The organism is Ruminococcus sp. AM26-12LB, from assembly GCF_003480785.1.
In the GTDB taxonomy this organism is placed as follows: domain Bacteria; phylum Bacillota; class Clostridia; order Lachnospirales; family Lachnospiraceae; genus Blautia_A; species Blautia_A fusiformis.
This window is the reverse complement of record NZ_QUJX01000026.1, coordinates 1-19,843: the sequence shown is the minus strand read 5'-3', so window position 1 is coordinate 19,843 and position 19,843 is coordinate 1. Positions and strand designations below refer to the sequence as shown.

Here is a 19,843-nt window from a genome sequence, read left to right as displayed (position 1 = left end):
GAGGTAATAAATTGAATCCTAAAATTGAAAAACTGGAAAAGGAAATTGAAAAGACCAAAACAAAGATTGCGGAAATGCAGGCAAAGCTCCATAAGCTGGAGGAACAGAAAACAGAGCTGGAAAATACCGATTATGTAGCGGTGGCGCGCAGTTTCAAACTGACGCCCCAGCAGCTTGCGGATTTTTTGAAATCACAGCAGGCAGCCCCTTCGGAAACTGTTTTACCGCAGGAGAAGGAGGATGTGCATGAGGCTTAAAAAACTTTCCCTGCTGCTGGCGCTTACGCTTCTTGTAAGTGTCAGCGCATTACCTGTAACGGCTCATGCCGGCGGTTCCAAAGACACCACACCGCCAACGCTGACTGCTTCCATGGAGGGCGATGCCCTGAAAATAGAAAGCAGTGACGATCTATCCGGCGTGGAGGCGGTCTTTGTTGATGAAAACCGTATCAACTCCCTCACCGACGGGAAAGCGTCGGTTGCACTAAAAGATTATGCAGGAACAGAAAAACAGGTAAGCATATACGCAAAAGATTATGCAGGAAACCGTTCTGATGTGGTAAAGCTGGATAATCCGTATTACAAAGAACCGGCTCCTGAAAAGAAACCTGCTGCGGCAGCACCCCAGAGTCCGTCCGGTACACAGACAAAACCGCCTAAGGAAGAAAAACCTTCCGGCTCAAACGCTGCAACCCCTTCCGGCGGCGGAAATTCTTCCGGTTCAGATAACAGTACCGGACAGCAGGAAAATACTTCTGCGATCCCGGAAGGTGCATTTACCCTGGAAGGCACCGGAACGGTACAGGACAACATCAGCGGTACGGATGGGGAAAAACAGTTTTACACCATCACTACGGACGCGGGCAATGTCTTTTATCTGGTGATCGACGGGAAACGGAAAGATAACAATGTCTACTTCTTAAACGGCGTCACAGAGTCCGACCTGATGGCGCTTGCAGAAAAGAACAATGGCAGCATGAGCATGATTCCCCAGGAAGAAAGCTGCAACTGCACCGAAAAATGTGAGGCAGGAAAAGTCAATACCGGCTGTCCGGTCTGCAAAAATGACTTGAGTGGCTGCAAAGGAAAAGAAAAGCCGACGGAAACCGAAAAACCGGCTGAACCGGAAAAGCCGAAGAAAGAGACCGGCAGTGTCGGCACGATCCTGTTTATCCTTGCTGCCTTACTTGCGGTCGGCGGGATCGGTTACTATGTAAAAATCGTGCGTCCGAAACAGCAGGCCGAGGACGATGCGGAATTTGAGGATGACGGTTATGGAGAAGGCTTTGACCCGGATGAGGCATACGGGGAACCGGAATATCTTTCCGAGGATGATTTTGACGACAAGGACAGCAAATAAGGCTGTCCTTTTAGATTTTATGAAAGTGAGGATTTTTTCATGGAACATATCATAACCAGGCGCCGCGGCTTTCGCAAGCTGTTGGCGTTTTTGCTTTGTATGGCAAGCATTTTGGGGCTTCTTCCGGCTCAGGCTTTTGCCATGTCTGTCGGACAAACGGCAAGCTCCTGGCTGGGCGACCAGTATGTGGGCTCTGATGGAAACCACTACCGCGCCCCGGCACCTTACACCTATCTTGCCTACCATGCAGACGGAACCATCGACGTACACACCAGTTCCGGGGGCAATGCTTACCGGCACTATATGCTGACGGATTCTGACGGGATCAGCCATCAGGTTTACTGTGTGGAGAGCGGGATTCCTTACCATACTTCGGAAAACACCTATGTTTCAGAAAGCGGGACCAACAGCCAATACCTGAACCTGCTTCCTGCCGAGGCAAGGAGGGGGATCACCCTGACTGCGATCTATGGCTGGAAACCCGGTGCGGTGCTCCCTGTTTCCGGGATCAACGAGGATGACTATAAGATGGCAACCCAGATCATCCTTTGGGAATACCAGCAGCAGCTTAGAAGCGATCCGTACAGCCGCCACGGAAACGGCCACGCAGATGGTGACCAGTATTTCAGCGTGATCGCCGGACGACCGGCAGAAAAAGCCTATGACTGGATTCTGGCACAGATCGCTTCCCATTCCACAGTCCCTTCCTTTACTTCTTCTAAGAAAAGCGAAGCACCGGAACTGGAACTGAAATGGGATGTTGAAAAAAAGGTCTATACCCTGACGGTCACAGATACCAATAACTTGAAGATCGATCTGGAGGCTTTGAAAGGCAGCGGCGTTTCTGTGACAAGAAATGGAAATGAATACACCTTTACCAGCAGGCAGATGATGATGGACCCGGTGCTGTTTGAATTCCGAAAGAATATCCCGGTGGCAAACGACATGCTAATCTGGGGCAGACCCGGCTACCAGACCATGATGACCGGCGCCAGCGATCCGGTTTCCTTCTTTGTAAAATTCAAAACGGAAACTTACGGTACCGCAAAACTTGTCAAGACCAGTGAGGACGGCATTGTTTCCGGTATCACCTTCCATATCTCCGGTACGGACATTTTGGGAAATGAAGTCAATGAGGAAGTTACGACCGGAGAAAACGGCCAGATTGAAAAGAAGCTCCTGCCGGGAACCTATCTGGTAAAAGAACTTCCGGTGGACCGCTATGTGACCCCTTCCGCACAGTACGTGACCATTGAAAGCGGGCAGACTTCTTCGGTACATTTCAGCAATATTCTGAAGAAATTTCGCGTCCATGTGGTAAAGAGTGATGCTGACACCGGAAATGCTCAGGGGGATGCCACGCTTGCAGGGGCGGCCTATGGGATCTTCCGTGATGGCGAACTGATCGACACTTATACTACCGGACCGGATGGCAGCTTTATGACCCGCTATTATGTATGCGGGGATGGCTGGACGATCCGGGAAATCGAACCGAGCACCGGGTATCTTCTGAATGAAACCATTTATGAAGTGGGTGCATCCCCTTCCCTGTATGAAGTGGAACTCAATACCACAGAAAATCAGGTGACGGAAACGGTTATTTACGGAAATATCCAGCTTGTCAAGCACACCGATGACCTGGACCCGGATGTGCCTGAGGGCGAAAATACCGACGATCCCAATGCTGGTATCATCGAACGCCCGGAAGCAGGCGCAGTCTTTGAAGTTTACTTAAAGGCAGCCGGGAGCTATGACGCGGCAAAGGAAAGTGAACGTGACCTTCTTACCACGGATGCGGATGGTTTTGCTTCCAGTAAACCGCTTCCTTATGGGCATTATACGGTCCATCAGATCGCAGGCGAGGAAGGCAAAGCCTTTGTCCCGGACTTTACGGTATTCATTTCCTCTGACGGCAAGACTTACAGCTATATCCTGAACAACCGCACCATCACAGCCCGTCTGAAAGTTGAAAAATGTGACGCAGAGACCGGAAAGATTATCCCTGTGACCGGAACCGGTTTTCAGATCAAGGATCTTTCCACCGGGGAATTTATCACCCAGACCGTCTACTATCCGAACCCGGAAACACTGGATACCTTCTATGTTTCTGACGAGGGCTGGCTGATGCTGCCGGAGCCTTTGGCCGCCGGGGATTATGAACTTTATGAGGTGGCTGCCCCTTATGGCTATGTGCTTTCCGATCAGCCGGTACCGTTTACCATTGACGGCAGCGAGGCGGTTGTGACGGTCACTCAGTACAATATGCCGCAGAAAGGCCAGCTTACCATCACAAAGACCGGAGAAGTATTTGCTTCTGTCCAGGAAAACGACGGACTGTACCAGCCGGTGTATGAGGTTGCCGGACTTCCCGGAGCGGTCTATGACGTGATCGCAGATGAAGATATTTATACCGGTGACGGTACCTTGCGGGCAGAAAAAGATACGGTTGTGGAAACCCTTACGACCGGCGAGGACGGCACAGCGAAAAGCGGGCTTCTCTATCTTGGCCGTTACCGTCTGGAGGAACGTCAGGCTCCTTCCGGTTGTGTGCTGAATCCTCAACCGGAATATGTGGAACTGACCTATGCGGGTGAGACCGTGGAGGTCACACAGGCAGCGACAGGTCTTTATGACGAACGACAGAAAGTGGATGTCACACTTTTCAAGGCAATGGAGACCGATGACCTGTTCGGTCTTGGCATGAACGAGGAATATAAGGATATTTCCTTTGGACTTTATGCTTCCGCAGACCTGACGGCGGCAGATGGCAGCGTGATCCCGGCAGATGGACTTCTGGAAGTGGTCTCTGTTTCGTCTGATGAATCCGACGGTTACAGTGCTTCCTTCGCCTCCGACCTGCCTTTTGGCAGCTATTATGTCAAGGAACGCACGACCAACGGCGCCTATATCCTTTCGGATCAGAAATATCCGGTCGTCTTTGAATATGCCGGACAGGAAACTGCCTTGGTACAGATCCTTGTCAATGAAGGCGAGGCTGTTTCCAATGAACTTCTCCGCGGGCGTGTAGACGGTGTAAAAGTTGGGGAAAACCCGGAAGGCGGCGAAGATGTCACGCTAGCCGGTGCACTCATGGGACTGTTTAGACCTGATACCGAAGAATTTACCGAAGAAAATGCACTGCTTACTGCTGTTACCGGAAAAGACGGCAGTTTTTCCTTTGAGAACATTCCTTACGGACACTGGATCGTCAAGGAGATCTCTGCCCCTGACCTTTATACAGTAAGCCCGCAGCAGCACCATGTATATATCGGTGCAGACGGACAGCATATCGAGATCCGTGTGGAAAACACCCTGATCCGCGGCAGCGTGCAGGTGACCAAAACCGAAGCTGTGGAAGAACCTTCCCCTGCGGAAAAGGAGGATAAGAAAGACAAGAATTCTTTCCTGCGTTTCCTGCCCGGTGCGGTGTTCGACCTGTATGCGGATTCCAATGCCAACCAGGAATATGATCCTGACGATCAAAAGATCAGTACGCTGAAAGAAACCGATGCAGGCTATCATACGGCGGAAAACCTTCTGGCTGGCGGCTACTTTATCAAAGAAAGCAAAGCGCCGGAGGGCTATCAGCCTGACCCAAACGCTTACTATTTTTCCATCACAGAAGATGGACAGATCGCAGTTGTGGAAAATGGAGAAGCCGGGCACGGATTTACCAATGAGGCTTACCGCGGCAACTTAAAGATCACAAAGGATTCCAGCGACGGGCGCAAAGATGGTTTTGCCATCGAGGTCAAGAGCGCGGACGGCTCCTACTGCGAGACATTCACCACTCCAAAATCCGGTGTAATTGAAGTCAAGGGCCTTCGTGTTGGTATTTATACCGTAACAGAAGTTGCAAACCGGGCAAGCAAGGATTACATCATTCCTGATGCCGCTACGGTGGAGATCAAAGCTGACCAGACATCTACGGTCCAGTTCTTTAATGAAAAACCGGAAAAGCCGGAGAAGCCAGAAAAGCCTTCTGTTCCGTCCAATCCTTCCACCCCTCAAAAGCCGGTACCGCAGACCGGGGATGATCCATATATTTTCCTATATGGCGGACTGTTGGCAGCCGCACTGATCGGCGGCAGCGTATTTGCTGTGTACTATTTCAAAAAGGGAAAATACAGCAGGACTTCCCCAAAAAGAATGGCTGTCGGGGCTTCTGTCCTTTCACTCTGCGCTCTGGTGGCTCTTGGCAGCGGATTTTTGGTGTTCCGTGACCTGAACCAGTATGCCGAGAGTAAAGACGCCTATCGGAATCTTGCCGGATATGTAGGAGTACCGGAGCAGACAGACTCCCCGGAGCAGGCAACCGATCCGACAGAAACAAAACAGGACGATGCCGATATTGTCCTGCCTTCGGTAGACTTTGAAGCGCTCCGTGAAAATGGACCGGACATCATCGGATGGCTTTCCCTTCCTGATACGGTGCTCAATTATCCGGTGACGCAGACTGACAACAACGAGTATTACCTGAACCATCTTTATGACGGGACCTATAACAAGGTTGGCTGCCTGATTGCCGATTATGAAAACCGGGCAGATTTTTCAGATCGCAATACGATCATTTACGGTCATAATATGCGGGATGGTTCCATGTTTGCTCTGCTGAACCGGTACGATGAACAAAGTTACTTTGATACCCACAGGCAGATGTATCTCGTTACTCCGAAGGGTGGTTATGTCATGGAGATCTTTGCGGCGTTTGCAGCAAAGCCGGAAGAATCCGGCAGTGAAACTTCTCCCTGGCAGCTTTCCTGGAAGGATGACGGTGCTTATACTACCTGGCTTACAGCTATGAAGGAACGTTCCGCGGTGGAAAGTGATGTGACTGTGACCTGCAGCGATAAGGTACTGACCCTTTCTACCTGTACGCCGGGCGGCACAGGACGCTTTCTTGTCATGGGAAAACTCGTGAAAGTAGATAACGAAATATAGATTTTAGACGGTGCGGGGGCAAAAGCTCCCGCACCTGCTGTTTACAAGGAGGATTTTATTTTATGGTAAATACCATGATTTCCATTCCCGGCTATGTCCATCTTTACCGCTCGCTTTTGCGGTTTTACGACATGCCGGAAAATGAAGTCCGGGAAATGCTCTATCTTCTGAATACGGCAAACCTGGACTGCTATGAGTATTATCACCCGGACCGCAGTGTGATCCAGAGCGGACCGGTCGCTTTTTGCGGATGGCTGGAAACGAAAGACTGCCGCCCTTACCGCACAGAGGTACAGCTTTACAAATCGCTGCTGTTTTTGAAGCGCAGCATTGACCGTGACCTGATCGTATCAGCTCAAAGGGAGGCTCTGCAAACCCTGCGCTGTATTATCTCCAATCTGGAATACCGCTTTTATAAAGCCTATGGCATGGAGATCGAGGACAAACGCACGGTCTATGGGGAATGTACCTACCGTCTGGTTCCCAGGGAGGATGAACCCAGCGTGTGCCTGATGCACGACTGGATCTACCTGCCAACTGCCTGATGTCACGAATAATATATAAAATATGTGACATATATGAAAACTGTACTGCCTTGCAAAATTTTTGATTTTTGATGTATAAATCAGATTTTTAATGGGAACACTCAAAATAAGAGGAATAGGACCTATTGCAATCATGTCACGAATAATATATAATATTCGTGACATGAAGGGAGGCGGTATTGTGGACAACGGATATACAAAACGAATACGAGAGCGTGTTCTTTCTCTTGAAGATGGAACTGTTTTTGTGATGTCTGATTTTGCGGATATTGCAGATACATCCACTATTCGTCAAAGTTTAAGCCGTTTAGTGCAATCAGGAACATTGCGCCGTATTTTGAAAGGAGTTTATGAAAAACCAAAATATAGCAAACTTCTGGATGAATATGTGGCGGCAGACCCGGAAGCGGTGGCGAACGCATTGGCACGAAGTTATCACTGGACGATTGCCCCATGTGGGAATACAGCATTGAACCTGTTAGGTCTTTCAACACAGGTAACAGCAGTATGGTCCTATATCAGCGATGGTCCATATAAGACCTACGAGTGGAACTCTACAAAGCTGGAATTTAAGCACCGGACCAATAAGGAGATTACCGGATTGTCCTATATGACAAGTTTGGTTATACAGGCATTAAAAACGCTTGGCAGATCGAATGTTACGCCAGAAGTCATACAGATGCTTTCCGAAAAACTGACAGACAAGGATAAACAGGCTTGTTTGAAGGAAGCAACCGAGTCTACGGATTGGGTTTACGATACGATACGGCAGATTTGTGGAGGTGAAAAGGTACAATGAGAAATATAGCAAGACTTTCAGATAACGACCGCAGGGAGCTGTTCAGAAATACAGCAGATAAAATGGGGCTGAATGATGCCATCGTGGAAAAAGACTTTTGGGTATGTTTTACGCTGGATTATTTATTTCACCGCTCACCATGGAAAGAGTCCATCACCTTTAAGGGTGGTACCAGCCTTTCAAAAGCCTTTCACCTGATCAGCCGGTTTTCAGAAGATATTGATTTGATTCTGGACTGGCGTGTATTGGGATATGGCAAAGATGAACCATGGGAGAAACGTTCCAATACAAAACAGGATGCTTTTAACAAAGAAGCCAATGTGCGTGCAGAGGTATTTCTGTCCGAAACATTCTGCCCGGCAGTCAAAGCCGGCTTATCCCAGGAAATCGGTTGTGAAGCAAATGTCTACATAGATGAAAAGGATAAACAGACGGTCATTTTCGCCTATCCGCACCTTTTTACGAATACGGCGACTTTACAGGTGATTCGTTTAGAGATTGGTGCGCTGGCAGCGTGGACTCCTGCAAAAACAGCGCTGATCGAACCATACGCGGCAAAATATTATCCGAAGATTTTTGAGCAAAAAGAAACCTCAATCCTTACCGTTGCCCCGGAACGGACCTTCTGGGAAAAAGCCACAATCCTGCACCATGAAGCGAACAGACCGGAACATTTGGAAATGCCGCAGCGGTATTCCAGACATTATTATGATCTCTACCGCATGGCTGCAACACCGGTCAAAGAAGCTGCTTTTTCCAGGCTGGATCTCCTGAAGAAAGTTGTAGATTTCAAAATGAAATTCTATCCCAGAGCATGGGCGAAGTACCCGGAGGCTGTGCCGGGCACATTAAAATTACTCCCGCCGGAATATCGGTTCGCAGCATTGGAAACGGACTATAACTCTATGCAGGATATGTTGTATGGGGATATTCCGACATTTGAGACAGTCATAGCAGCGGTCCAGGAACTGGAAAAAGAGATCAATACACTATAAACAATTACATATCCATTTATTTGCCGGCTATTCTAAGATGCTTTAGAATAGCCGGTTTCTTGTTTTCAAAGGAGGGATGCTATATTACGCAAAATGAAGTCAATGCCGTTTTTGACGAACAGGTGCGGCTCTGTGCTGATACCTTGAAACGGAAAACCAAAGAATACACCGGGGATGATCCGGACCGGCTGGGTGCATTTAAGGCAGCGGCAGCTTTACAGCACACAACGCCCCAGCGTGCCCTTGCCGGTATGCTGGCAAAGCATATTGTTTCTCTATACGATATGTGCTTTGCCGAGGAAACAGTTTATCCGATGGACACATGGGACGAAAAGATCACAGACAGTCTTAACTATCTGTTCTTACTGAAAGCGATTGTAAAGGAGGGACATACCAATTAAACAGATTGAAGTAAAAATTTTGAACTGCCAGGCGGTAGCGGAAGCAGAAAAAAACATGGTCTTTGCGGCAAGACTTACCCAGCAGGGACATAAGATTGCCTCAATGGACGACCTGATGGAGCTCTACGAAAAATCATTCAGCGTTCAGACAGTAGCAGCTATGGGGGCGCTTCCCCATCCTACCATCCAGAAATTTGCGGTGATCACGGTAGCCATTGTCGGCGCCAGCAGGCGTTTTCTGGCGCAGATCACCCGCCACCAGAACGAAGTAAAATTTATGAGTGCATCGCTGCAGTACAGCAACTATACGGGACAGGCGGATTTCGCTGTCCCGTATTCTATTATGACGGCTCCGGCTGTGGTACAGGAGCTGTACTTAAAAAGTTGTAATGAAAGCATGAAATGTTATGAAGCCCTGTGCACTGCCGGAAGCGGGCACGATGCGGCCGGCTATGCCACGCCCCAGGGATTACGGAATGTACTGCTCATCAGCGCCACCCCTTATCAGTGGAAACATATCATCGGCCAGCGGGTATGCCGAAGAAATACAGATGAAACAAGGATCGTGCTGTTAAAGGTCTGGAAAGAACTTTATGACCTAAGCCCTGCCTTGTTTGCCCCGTCACTGACCGGGCCTTTCTGTCAGTTGGATCGATGTCTGGAAGGGAAAATGACCTGCGGGCGAAAACTGCAGGCAGATATGACGCCAGAGGATATTTTAGAAAAAGACTATCCCGCTCTTTGGGAAGGAGGCTGCCGATGAAAATAAAACTAATCGATTTTGGCGTGCCGGAGCACCAGCGTCCTTACCGTCCTCATGGCAATGATGCCGGAGCAGATGTTTATCTGCCCTATGACTGCACCTTACAGCCCGGAGAAATCGCCAAAATTCCTCTTGGCTTTGGACTGGAAATACCGGATGGGTATGCGGGATATATCTTTCCCCGTACCAGTATGGCGGTAAAAGGTCTGGTCTGTGAACTGCCGCCTGTGGATTCCGGCTACCGAGGAGAGATCCATGCGATCATCAGCAATGTAAGCAATCAGGCGCAGTCTCTTTTTAAGGGAGCCCGTATCGGGCAGCTTGTGATCACGCCGACTGTCATTGCGGATTTTGTAACAGATCTGGGAACAGAGCGAGGAACCGGCAGCTTTGGCAGTACCGGCGAATAGAAAAAGGCTGTTTGGGGAACAGTTTTTGAATACTTATCGGTATAGGGAGCGGACATTTCGAGAACATTATAAAATATAATAAAGAAAGTCACGAAAAAAGCGGCCATTACCGTGACCGCCTACTTTCTGCTATTGAGTTCTTTCATAATACCAAGGATATATTGCATGGATTGAGGATCAAGCTGTCTTGCCTCTGCAATGAATTCCTTCAAGGTTTCCGGGTAAGTATTTCCTTCGTCAAAGAATTCCTGCGGAGTCACACCCAGATATTCGCAGATGTAGAAAAAAGACTGCATAGCGGGAAGTGACTTTTTATTCTCAATATTATTGATGTAGTTGTTTGCCTGACCTAACGATAAAGACATATCGCGTGCGGAAACTCCTTTCTGTGTCCGCAGCTTCGCTAATCGTTCCGGGACAAAATCTTCATACATCGCCTTCACCTCCCATTCTGTAATAGATTGTACCTTACACCCCTTTATTATCCGCAAAGAGAAAAAGGGTATTATCGTTGACTTGCTAAATAAAATCTATTACTATGTGAAAAGTGAAGAAATTTACCTATCAGATGGAGGGATGACCGATGAAAGGAAAGACTTGCTGTGTTACCGGACACAGGGATTTGCCGCAGAATGAGATCAACAAAATAAAAGCCGCTTTGGAACATGAGATCGATGCTGCCGTTACAGATGGATTTACCTGTTTTATGAGTGGCTTTGCAGATGGCGTGGATCAGTATTTTGCAGAGCTGGTGTTGGAAAGAAAGCAGACTAATCCGGCGCTGGAGCTGATCGCAGTGATCCCTTACCGCAAACGTCTGGACAGCCTGAATAAGAAAACAAGAACCCGTGAACTGCTGGAGGCTTGTGCGGATGTTGTTGTCATACAGGAAAAATATCTCCCAAGCGTCTACTCCCACAGAAACCGCTATATGGTGGAGCACTCCGACCGAGTGATCGCTGTATATGACGGACGGGAAACCGGCGGTACGGCAAAGACGATCCGCTTCACCCATCGGATGAAAAAGGAACTGCGGGAAATCCCGGTTGGAGAGATCGTCCTGCCGGATCACTTGAAACCAAAAACAAAATAGATACCTGTTGATGCGCTCACTTTGAAGTGGGCGTTTTTCTTTACCCATTTTTAGGAGGAATGCTTATGTGGAACCTGATTTCACATTTCCTTACCTTTGCCGGAGGAATGGCTTCCGGCGTTATGTTGATGTGTCTTATGCAAACCGGAAAACTTGCGGATAAAGAATTTGAAACTATGAAGGAGGAATAAAAATTGAAACTTGTGATTGCAGAAAAGCCCTCTGTTGCTATGTCACTGGCAGCAGTATTAGGCGCAACGGAAAGAAAAGACGGTTATCTCGAAGGTTCCGGTTATCTGGTGAGCTGGTGCGTGGGACATCTTTTGGAACTGGCACAGCCGGAGGCTTACAAAGAACAGTACGCCAAATGGCGGTATGAGGACCTTCCGATCCTACCGGAAAACTGGAAATATGAAGTTCCAAAGGATAAGAAAAAGCAGCTTGCCCTTTTGTGCCGGCTGATGAAGGACAAACGGGTTGATTCTGTGGTATGCGCTACGGATGCCGGGCGTGAAGGAGAACTGATCTTCCGTCTGGTCTATGAATATGCCGGATGTAATAAGCCTATGGAACGCCTTTGGATTTCCAGTATGGAGGATGCGGCGATCCGTGAGGGTTTTGACCATCTCCGTCCCGGCAGTGATTACGATAAACTCTATGATGCGGCAGTATGCCGGGCAGGAGCCGACTGGCTGATCGGGATCAATGCCACCCGGCTTTTTTCTGTCCTGTATGGTGTCACACTAAATGTCGGCCGTGTTATGTCACCGACGCTGGCACTTTTGGTACAGCGTGAGTCGGATATTGAATCCTTCATCAGCAAGCCTTTTTATGTGCCGGAAATCACCTGCGGAGGTTTTACTGCTTCCGGCGAAAAAATGACGGAACGATCCGAGGCTGAAAAAATCCGTATGGACTGTGACCACAACTCCGCTTTTGTGCGTTCTGCGGAAAAGCAGGTAAAAACTATACAGCCTCCCCGCCTTTATGACCTTACAACTCTGCAAAGGGAATGTAACCGTATTTATGGCTATACGGCTCAACAGACCCTTGATTATGTGCAATCTCTCTATGAAAAGAAGCTGGCAACCTATCCGAGAACGGACAGCCAGTATTTGACGAAGGACATGCAGGCAACCGCCGCTTCCCTGATCCTATGGCTGCGTGACAATATGCCCTTTGGAAAAGGCTGCGCCGGAGAGCCGGACATTGACCGGGTAACAGACGACAGCAAAGTGACCGACCACCATGCCATCATCCCAACTGTGGAGATTGCACGGACAGACCTGTCGGAGCTTCCTTCCGGGGAGCGGGATGTGCTTACCCTGCTTGCCGTCAGACTGCTTTGTGCCACAACGCAGGTACACCGATTTGAAGCGGTCACCGCTATATTGGACTGCCAGGGATATACTTTTACGGCAAAAGGAAAGACTATTTTACAGTCCGGCTGGAAAGAGGTGGAACGGATTCACCGTATGAGTATCAGGCAGAGTGAAACGGAACACAAAGAAAATGAAGCTGTCGCTCTCCCTGTGCTGCAGGAAGGACAGACTTTTGAAGCTGTATCAGCAAGTCTCCGTGAAGGGAAAACTTCACCGCCGAAACACTATACGGAGGACACACTGCTGTCCGCTATGGAGACTGCCGGTGCGGAAGATATGCCGGAAGATGCCGAGCGTAAAGGATTGGGTACTCCGGCTACCCGTGCGGCAACACTGGAAAAGCTGGTTTCTGCCGGATTTGTACAGCGAAAGAAAAAGCAGCTCATTCCTACGGAAAAAGGAAAGAACCTGATCGCAGTCCTGCCGGACAATATCAAATCTCCCATCTTAACTGCAGAATGGGAATCCATGCTGAAACAAGTGGAACATGGCGAACTGTCGGCAACATCTTTTATGGATCAGATTGCAGATATGAGCCGGACGCTGGTAAAAGAACATACTACCCCGGAAGAACGTTTTGCGGATCTGTTTCCTTCTTCCAGAGGAACTGCACATGAAGCCGTAGGGGTATGTCCTCGCTGCGGAGCCCCGGTATATGAAGGAAAGAAAGGTTTTTTCTGCGACAACAGGGAATGTTCTTTTGCTCTTTGGAAAGATAACCGTTTCTTTTCCAGCAAGAAAAAATCCATCACAAAGTCTGTGGCAGCGGCTCTTTTGAAAGAGGGCCGTATTTCTATGTCCGGGCTTTACAGTGAAAAAACAGGAAAGACCTATGATGCGGAAGTGATTCTGGATGATACCGGCGGTAAATATGTGAATTTCAAGCTGGAATTTCCAGTAAAGAAAGGCAGGCGTAAATGAGCGATCGAAAAACCTTTGAATATGGCGGTTATCACTTCACGCCCATACGAAAATTTCACAAAAAAGAAGGCGACTTTTTCGCCATATCGAAACGGCTGGCAAGTGACCCCAACTTAGGGCTGTGTACCTATCAGGATCGGCAAAAAGCACCTTATGATTACAAAGACTTTTATACCGTTTCAACAGACAAAGAATGTGATATTTTCCGCTGCGAAGAAAATGGATTGTTGTATGTACCAGGAAAAAATGAACTTTTTATTTACCATGAACCAAAACAGAAAAAGCGGAACTCTATCGCCGATGCCCTTTCACAGCCCAGGAATGTTACTGATACAACCGAAATTTCCAGCGGTCGGCAAAGCAGAGCCCCGGAAAGGTAGGCGTTATGGCGGAGAGAGAATTGAACCGCTCGGAGCGGGCTACGATCCGAAAGCTGGTTACGGAGCTTTGCGCCAACTATGACTCCCAGGATAAGATCTGCCTTCCTCTGGACAGCCCTTGTTACATGCTGAATAAATGGTGGACCGGTGCTTATTGCAGGTACTTTGAAAAAGCGGTGCTGCCGGTGGATGCAGCACTGGAATCAGCCATTACCGGCGAGGACACCTCCATGAGACAGAAAATATGCCCTGTGTGTGGAAAGGCATATCTTCCTACAACCAGCCAGGCATATTGTTCCGCTGCCTGCCGGGTCTATGCAAGACGGAAATCCGAGCGGGAACGCAAACGCCGGAAGCGGCAAAACCAACCATGATATGTCCGCAACTTAGCCTTAAAAGTCCTTGATTTTCAAGGGCTTTTTGCACCTGTTTTCAAGGGAGCTGTATAAGAATACTCCGGTGCTTTGAAATGAGGTTAAGTTGCGGACAAAACATATATTTTAACAAAAACGATAGGAGGCGATTTTTTGAATATCAACACGATTACTGCGGAGGATCTTCGCCGCATGCCGGATAAGGAAGGACTGATTTTACAGGGCTGTGGCGGGGATCTGACAGAGTGGGTGGACGGGATCAATGAAATGCTGACAAAAGCAGGCATATTGAAAGATGGCTGTCAGTTTGAGAATGTGGCTGCTTTTCAGCACGGCGAACTGACCTGTCTGCTTTACCCGTTTGATGATGTGAAACTGGATATAGGAAAACTTGCCCTGTGGCGTTTACAGACCCATGAAGTCTATGGCGGCACATGGCTGTCGGACTTTGTGCCGAATTATTTAGGCGGATTTATAGAAACACCGGAAGCGTTGGCAGATAAACCGGATTGTCCGCTGATCGGAGCAGATGGGAACATTTTTAATCTGCTGGGTATTGCTTCCCGTACTTTGCGGGAGCATGGTTTGAAAGAACAGGCAAAAGAAATGTCTGATCGGGTATTTGTTTCCGGCAGTTATGGAGAAGCGCTCTGTATCATTGGCGAATATGTCAACATCACAGATTCCAAACTGGAGCATAAGAATTCTCTCCGTCAGCAGCTAAAAGCAACAAAACCGGCAGACCCGGTAAAAAAGCAACAAACTTCCAAACAGCAGGAACGATAAGGAGGGATGCGGAATGGAAAAGAAACGGACCTATGGTGTATGGGCAGTACGAAGCAGCACTTCTATTTTCGGACCGGCACAAAGCTGGTGCAAGGAAAATGGAAAACCGTTGGAGTTTGATACCAAAGCTGCTGCTGAAAACTATGCAAAGGAAGCCAACGAACATACGACAGCAAATGTCCGATACTATGTGAAAGAAAAAGAACCGGAGCCCGGTGCTGTTCGGAAAGGAACATCTCAACCGGAGCTGGATGCACGCAGCCATGAAGAAGTGATACCAAGAAATGATGCAGCGGAAAAACAAAATGAGATTCCGGGCAGACAGATTCCTTCTCAAACAGATCCGCTGGTAGAAATCCGCTCTGCGGTCCATAGTAATTACGCGGGTATGGTCGCTATGCTGGGTGCGGACAACCGTGTGTATTTGGGGCGTGAGGAACGCTGCCATTACCAGAATATGCAGCCATCTTACTATGACAATCAGGACGGTTCCCTGTGTTTTGTCTGTGATCAGCCCGACATGTACTATTTTCTCTATGGAGAAGGCTGGGCGCATACCCAGGCGGAAATGCTGGAACGAGGGCTTACCCTGCGCCAGTATGAAGAATTTGCAAGACTGCAAAATGGGGTCCTTGCACAGTTTACCACCCAAAGAGAAATTCTGTTTGCCGGACAGCCATTTCAGGCGCCGGAGAGTTATCTGCGCAATGCAGAACTTTATGAGGAAGGTCAGACCGGCAACTACAATATGCTGGATGGCAGGCTGAACAACGAACCTCCTGTGCGCCCGGATCTGACAGACGGACAGACGGATGAAGAAATCCGGGAGCTGGTGCCGGAAGCAAAGCCGTCTTTGATGGACCGTTTGAAAGCAGACAAACCGGAGCATGAAGCAAGGCAGATGATCCCTCCGGTGCCGGAAAGGGAACGCTGATGGCCGGGGTAAGATTTGAGGATGTAGATCTTTTGGGTGCTCTTTCCCGTATCGTAGATCTTCATACCCAACATTATAAAGAGGACTTTGACCTGGATAAGGAACTGATCTCAAAACTGGCTGTGTCAGAGCGTTCAGAGGATAAACAGCTTCTTTGGATGTCACGCCCTTGCGGAACCTATACCCTGCGCGAACGGGAAGTTTATCTGGAGGGCAGCCATGAAAACAAAGTGTGGCGGTTTTACCAGGAGCAGACAAATGATCCCGTTTTGGCTTATGCCATCTCTTTGAAAGAAGTCAGGGACGGAAAAATATTTGGCGATCTCTATCCGCTAAATTATAGAGAACATGTGGAACGGATGAAAAAATTGACCTGTCCAATCGGAAATGTAGCCGTTGCTTTTGAGGATGGAAATGTTATCACGATTCCCTATCAGGAACGGAGACAATTTATGAACCGGCTTATGCCAGAGCATGGAGCCCCTAAAACAATGACTTATCTGCCAGAAAATGAGCCGGAGCTGATGATAATTCTAAAACGGGAACGCCTCAAACGCAGCTATCATGCGACAGCCGGAAATCTGGAGGAATATCTTGATAAGCTGGAAAAGACCACCCTGCGGGAAAAACTCAAAAGAGCAAAGACGGCGGTTTCGACGCAGGAGGTCTCATCTCATAAAAGAGGGTTGGAACGATGAATGGCGGGCATAACAAAAAATCCGTCCGCGTCGAATTTGTCATGTCCGAAGCGGAGGCCGAACTGGTAAAAGAACGCATGGCGGAACTTGGCATTACCAACCTGTCGGCATATCTGCGAAAGATGGCCGTAGACGGTTACATCATCCACCTTGATATGGGAGATATTCAGGAAATGATCCGGCTTCTCCGCATTTGTTCCAATAACTTAAACCAATATACCAGACGGGCCAATGAGACCGGCAATATTTATGCCGCAGATATAGATGACATCCGCACCCGTCTGGACAGCCTTTGGGATGGCATGGACAAACTGATCCGGGGATTTGCAAACATTTCATAAACAGCCGGAAAGCCGTTGCTTTCTTTTTGCCGTCACGGTAAAATTTTTATAAGGGCAGATGCCCTTCTGAAAGGAGGCAAAGCGTATGCGTTTGATAGGCAAATTACTGGCACTTCCCTTTATGCTGGTTACGGGGATTCTTTATCTGGTATGTAAATTTTTAGTGGTTCTTTCCGGTGCGGTACTTGGGATTCTTTCTGGGATCATCTTTCTGGCGGCATTGGTGCTGTTCTTTGTCGCAGGATTTTTGCCGGGTCTTGCATGGCTTATGATCGCCTTTCTTATCAGTCCATACGGTCTGCCTCTGGCGGCTGCATGGCTGGTAGGGATCATTGGCGGGGCAAACAGTGCCTTAAAGGATTTTATATTTGGTTAAGCAGATTTGGCGGGGCGCATAGGCAGCCCCGCTCTTTTTCTGCAATTATAACTTCTCTGATTGGAATTAAGTTAAGGAGGTGACGAAAATAGCGACCACAAGACTGATGCCTCTGCATGTAGGAAAAGGTCGGAATATCTCTACTGCGATCTCAGATATTATTGATTATGTAGAAAATCCGCAGAAAACCGATTTTGGAAAATTCATTTATGGCTATGAGTGTGATACCCGGCTTGCTGATGCAGAGTTTCTTCTGTCCAAACGACAGTATGCAAATCTGACCGGCAGAAATCAGGGTGCAGATGATGTGATCGCCTACCATCTCCGTCAGGCATTTAAGCCCGGCGAAGTTACGCCAGAAGAAGCTAATCAGATCGGCAGGGAGCTGGCACTGAAGCTCACAAAAGGAAACCATGCCTTTGTTGTCTGCACCCATGTGGATAAGCACCATGTCCATAATCACATCATTATCAACTCTACTACACTGGACTGTCAGAAAAAATTTCGCAACTTCTGGGGTTCTACCTGGGCAATCCGGCGAATGAATGACAAGCTGTGTTTGGAGCATGGACTTTCGATTGTAGAAAATCCGAAACCCAGCCGGGAGCATTATGGCACATGGCTGGGAAATAAAAAGCAGCCTTCCTTTCAGGAGCAGATACGCATTGCTATTGATGCTGCATTAGAGGAAAAGCCAAAAGATTTTGAGGAACTTCTAAAGAAGCTGGAGGCTGCCGGGATTGAAGTTAACCGTGAAAGAAAACATCTTCGGTTCCGAGTTCCGGGACAAGAAAATTATACCCGATGCGATACGCTCAAAGGCGATTATACAGAACAGGCCATCAAAGAACGAATTGCCGGTACACGGACAGTAAAATCCCACCATACTTTTTCAAAAAAACCGGTTTCCAAAGTTGGATTGCTGGTAGATATAGAGGCTGCAATCCGTTCCGGCAAAGGTCCCGGTTATGAGCGTTGGGCAAAAGTGTTCAACTTAAAACAGCTTTCCCAGGCAGTGCTCTACTTAAAAGAACATGGCGATATGGGTTATGAGGATCTTCTGGAAAAAGCCAACGCCGCTACCACTAATTTCAATACCTTATCCGTTCAAATTAAAGATTTAGAGTCAAGAATGAACGCCAATGCCGAGCTACAAAAGCAGATCGTAAACTATGCGAAAACGCGGGCTGTCTATGTAGAATATCGCAAAGCCGGGTACAGCAAAAAATACCGAATAGTACATGAGGCTGAAATTCTGCTACACCAGGCGGCAAAGAATCATTTTGACGAGCTAGGAATCCAAAAGCTCCCCTCTGTTAAATCTCTCCGGGAGGAATACACCGATCTTCTGGAACAAAAACGGAAAGCCTATTCTGCCTATAAGCAGGCCAAAAATGATATGAAAGAACTTCATAATGTTCGGGCTAATGTGGAATATCTATTAGAGATTTCTTCCCCACCGCTACCGCAGCGCAGCACAGAAAAATCACGTCAATAAGGTTTGTCAGCTTTTCGTTTTCAGCGTTCCAACGGAACGCGCAGCCATTGCCACCGGCAATGATCTCAGGGGTTTGGGGATATGTCACCAACAAGCATTTAGCAGGAATTCCGGGAACGGGATTTCTGCTAAATACGCAATCTTACGTAAGATTGCATTGCTTGCCAGTAGTTTTAAGAGTCTTTGGCAGAGGATCTGTTTACAGTTGCCGCATTGATAAACCTTTGATAACTGCCTATAATAGAGTTATTATTTTGAACTGCTATAACAGAGAAATGCAAAAAAATAAAATTTTTTGTCTGTTGTAACATTTCGCGGACATTTGCCTGTTATACTATCTGCAAAAAGCAAAGGAAGTGAGGATATGAAGCAGATTTTAATTGTCGAGGACGACAGTTTTTTGAATAAGATGGTGGCCTATAACCTGACCGCAGACGGCTACGGCGTGACTTCTGCCCTAAACGCCAGAACCGCAGCCGAAGCCATACGCCAGCGGGAATTTGACTTAGTGCTGCTGGACATCAACCTGCCGGACGGCAACGGTTTTGAGCTGTGCAAACTGATAAAGCCCCAGCACCCGGACACCATTGTGATTTTCCTGACCGCTAACGATCAGGAGAGCGACCAGATACGGGGCTATGAGGTGGGCGCGGTGGACTACATCACAAAGCCCTTTGTGATCGGGGCCTTGCAGCGAAAAATCAAAGCCATGTTCGCCATGCTGGAACACCACAAACCGGCCAAGGACATTTACGACGACGGGCGGCTGTTTCTGGACTTCTCGGAGCAGACGGCTTCCTTAAACGGCAAGCCCCTGACCCTATCCCCGATGGAGTACAAAATGCTG

Annotated in this window: 22 protein-coding genes; 21 read left to right on the top strand and 1 reads right to left on the bottom strand. The window is 48.2% G+C overall.

All coding sequences use genetic code 11. The annotated features are described in order from the left end of the window. The first annotated feature begins 11 nt into the window (after nt 1-11). The 9 genes from DW694_RS15825 to DW694_RS15785 all read left to right on the top strand — a co-directional run bounded on the left by DW694_RS15825 (nt 12) and on the right by DW694_RS15785 (nt 10,213). Nucleotides 12-257: a DUF4315 family protein gene (locus tag DW694_RS15825; RefSeq protein ID WP_025577937.1), complete on the top strand. Its 246-nt coding sequence runs from the start codon at nt 12-14 to the stop codon at nt 255-257. Next, nucleotides 247-1,359 (top strand): DUF4366 domain-containing protein, encoded by a 1,113-nt coding sequence (locus DW694_RS15820; RefSeq protein WP_118141140.1) that lies wholly within the window; start codon nt 247-249, stop codon nt 1,357-1,359. Before DW694_RS15825 ends, DW694_RS15820 begins: the two co-directional genes overlap by 11 nt. A gap of 39 nt (nt 1,360-1,398) precedes the next feature. Further along, nucleotides 1,399-6,300, top strand: coding sequence for a class B sortase (gene srtB / locus DW694_RS15815; protein ID WP_118141142.1), 4,902 nt, complete (start codon nt 1,399-1,401; stop codon nt 6,298-6,300). A 62-nt stretch (nt 6,301-6,362) separates the two neighbouring features. Further along, nucleotides 6,363-6,845 (top strand): hypothetical protein, encoded by a 483-nt coding sequence (locus DW694_RS15810; protein ID WP_015542949.1) that lies wholly within the window; start codon nt 6,363-6,365, stop codon nt 6,843-6,845. Nucleotides 6,846-6,978: 133 nt separating this feature from the next. Further along, nucleotides 6,979-7,644, top strand: coding sequence for a DUF6088 family protein (locus DW694_RS15805; protein WP_179960456.1), 666 nt, complete (start codon nt 6,979-6,981; stop codon nt 7,642-7,644). Continuing rightward, complete coding sequence (locus DW694_RS15800; RefSeq protein ID WP_118141144.1) at nt 7,641-8,639, top strand: nucleotidyl transferase AbiEii/AbiGii toxin family protein; 999 nt, start codon at nt 7,641-7,643, stop codon at nt 8,637-8,639. The genes DW694_RS15805 and DW694_RS15800 overlap by 4 nt, the downstream gene beginning before the upstream one ends. A gap of 59 nt (nt 8,640-8,698) precedes the next feature. Then, complete coding sequence (locus tag DW694_RS15795) at nt 8,699-9,040, top strand: hypothetical protein (protein ID WP_227274983.1); 342 nt, start codon at nt 8,699-8,701, stop codon at nt 9,038-9,040. Continuing rightward, nucleotides 9,036-9,803, top strand: a complete 768-nt coding sequence (locus DW694_RS15790; protein WP_222847488.1) for an FAD-dependent thymidylate synthase — start codon at nt 9,036-9,038, stop codon at nt 9,801-9,803. Before DW694_RS15795 ends, DW694_RS15790 begins: the two co-directional genes overlap by 5 nt. Then, on the top strand, nt 9,800-10,213 hold the full coding sequence (locus tag DW694_RS15785; protein WP_055158506.1) for a deoxyuridine 5'-triphosphate nucleotidohydrolase: 414 nt from the start codon (nt 9,800-9,802) through the stop codon (nt 10,211-10,213). Before DW694_RS15790 ends, DW694_RS15785 begins: the two co-directional genes overlap by 4 nt. Before the next feature lie 119 nt (nt 10,214-10,332). Here the strand turns inward: DW694_RS15785 and DW694_RS15780 are convergent, their stop codons facing one another. Beyond that, the gene (locus DW694_RS15780) at nt 10,333-10,647 is read right to left on the bottom strand and encodes a helix-turn-helix transcriptional regulator (RefSeq protein ID WP_005361112.1); all 315 of its coding nucleotides are present in this window, start codon (nt 10,645-10,647) and stop codon (nt 10,333-10,335) included. 149 nt (nt 10,648-10,796) lie between these two features. On the opposite strand from DW694_RS15780, the gene DW694_RS15775 reads away from it, so the two are divergent. The 12 genes from DW694_RS15775 to DW694_RS15720 all read left to right on the top strand — a co-directional run. After that, complete coding sequence (locus DW694_RS15775) at nt 10,797-11,306, top strand: SLOG family protein (RefSeq protein ID WP_055158503.1); 510 nt, start codon at nt 10,797-10,799, stop codon at nt 11,304-11,306. Nucleotides 11,307-11,371: 65 nt separating this feature from the next. Continuing rightward, nucleotides 11,372-11,497, top strand: a complete 126-nt coding sequence (locus tag DW694_RS15770) for a DUF3789 domain-containing protein (protein ID WP_081017347.1) — start codon at nt 11,372-11,374, stop codon at nt 11,495-11,497. Between the two features lie 3 nt (nt 11,498-11,500). After that, nucleotides 11,501-13,609 carry a DNA topoisomerase 3 gene (locus DW694_RS15765; protein ID WP_071144307.1) on the top strand — a complete coding sequence of 703 codons (2,109 nt, stop codon included), beginning with the start codon at nt 11,501-11,503 and terminating at the stop codon, nt 13,607-13,609. Further along, entirely contained in the window at nt 13,606-13,989 is a 384-nt protein-coding gene (locus DW694_RS15760) for a hypothetical protein (protein ID WP_025580944.1), read from the top strand. Before DW694_RS15765 ends, DW694_RS15760 begins: the two co-directional genes overlap by 4 nt. 5 nt (nt 13,990-13,994) lie before the next feature. Continuing rightward, a complete protein-coding gene (locus tag DW694_RS15755; RefSeq protein ID WP_055156923.1) occupies nt 13,995-14,363 on the top strand; it encodes a cysteine-rich VLP protein in 369 nt (122 codons plus the stop codon). 153 nt (nt 14,364-14,516) lie between these two features. Further along, nucleotides 14,517-15,149 (top strand): hypothetical protein, encoded by a 633-nt coding sequence (locus DW694_RS15750; protein WP_025580946.1) that lies wholly within the window; start codon nt 14,517-14,519, stop codon nt 15,147-15,149. A gap of 13 nt (nt 15,150-15,162) precedes the next feature. Further along, nucleotides 15,163-16,083: a DUF4316 domain-containing protein gene (locus DW694_RS15745; protein ID WP_005361129.1), complete on the top strand. Its 921-nt coding sequence runs from the start codon at nt 15,163-15,165 to the stop codon at nt 16,081-16,083. Continuing rightward, on the top strand, nt 16,083-16,781 hold the full coding sequence (locus tag DW694_RS15740) for a hypothetical protein (protein ID WP_055158499.1): 699 nt from the start codon (nt 16,083-16,085) through the stop codon (nt 16,779-16,781). The genes DW694_RS15745 and DW694_RS15740 overlap by 1 nt, the downstream gene beginning before the upstream one ends. Next, nucleotides 16,778-17,122 (top strand): plasmid mobilization relaxosome protein MobC, encoded by a 345-nt coding sequence (gene mobC / locus DW694_RS15735; RefSeq protein ID WP_055158497.1) that lies wholly within the window; start codon nt 16,778-16,780, stop codon nt 17,120-17,122. Before DW694_RS15740 ends, mobC begins: the two co-directional genes overlap by 4 nt. An 85-nt stretch (nt 17,123-17,207) precedes the next feature. Beyond that, a complete protein-coding gene (locus DW694_RS15730) occupies nt 17,208-17,498 on the top strand; it encodes a CD1845 family protein (RefSeq protein WP_005361132.1) in 291 nt (96 codons plus the stop codon). A gap of 88 nt (nt 17,499-17,586) precedes the next feature. Further along, nucleotides 17,587-18,996, top strand: a complete 1,410-nt coding sequence (locus DW694_RS15725; protein ID WP_055158534.1) for a relaxase/mobilization nuclease domain-containing protein — start codon at nt 17,587-17,589, stop codon at nt 18,994-18,996. Between the two features lie 364 nt (nt 18,997-19,360). Next, a partial coding sequence (locus tag DW694_RS15720; protein ID WP_147420741.1) for a response regulator transcription factor occupies nt 19,361-19,843 on the top strand: 483 nt, incomplete at its 3' end.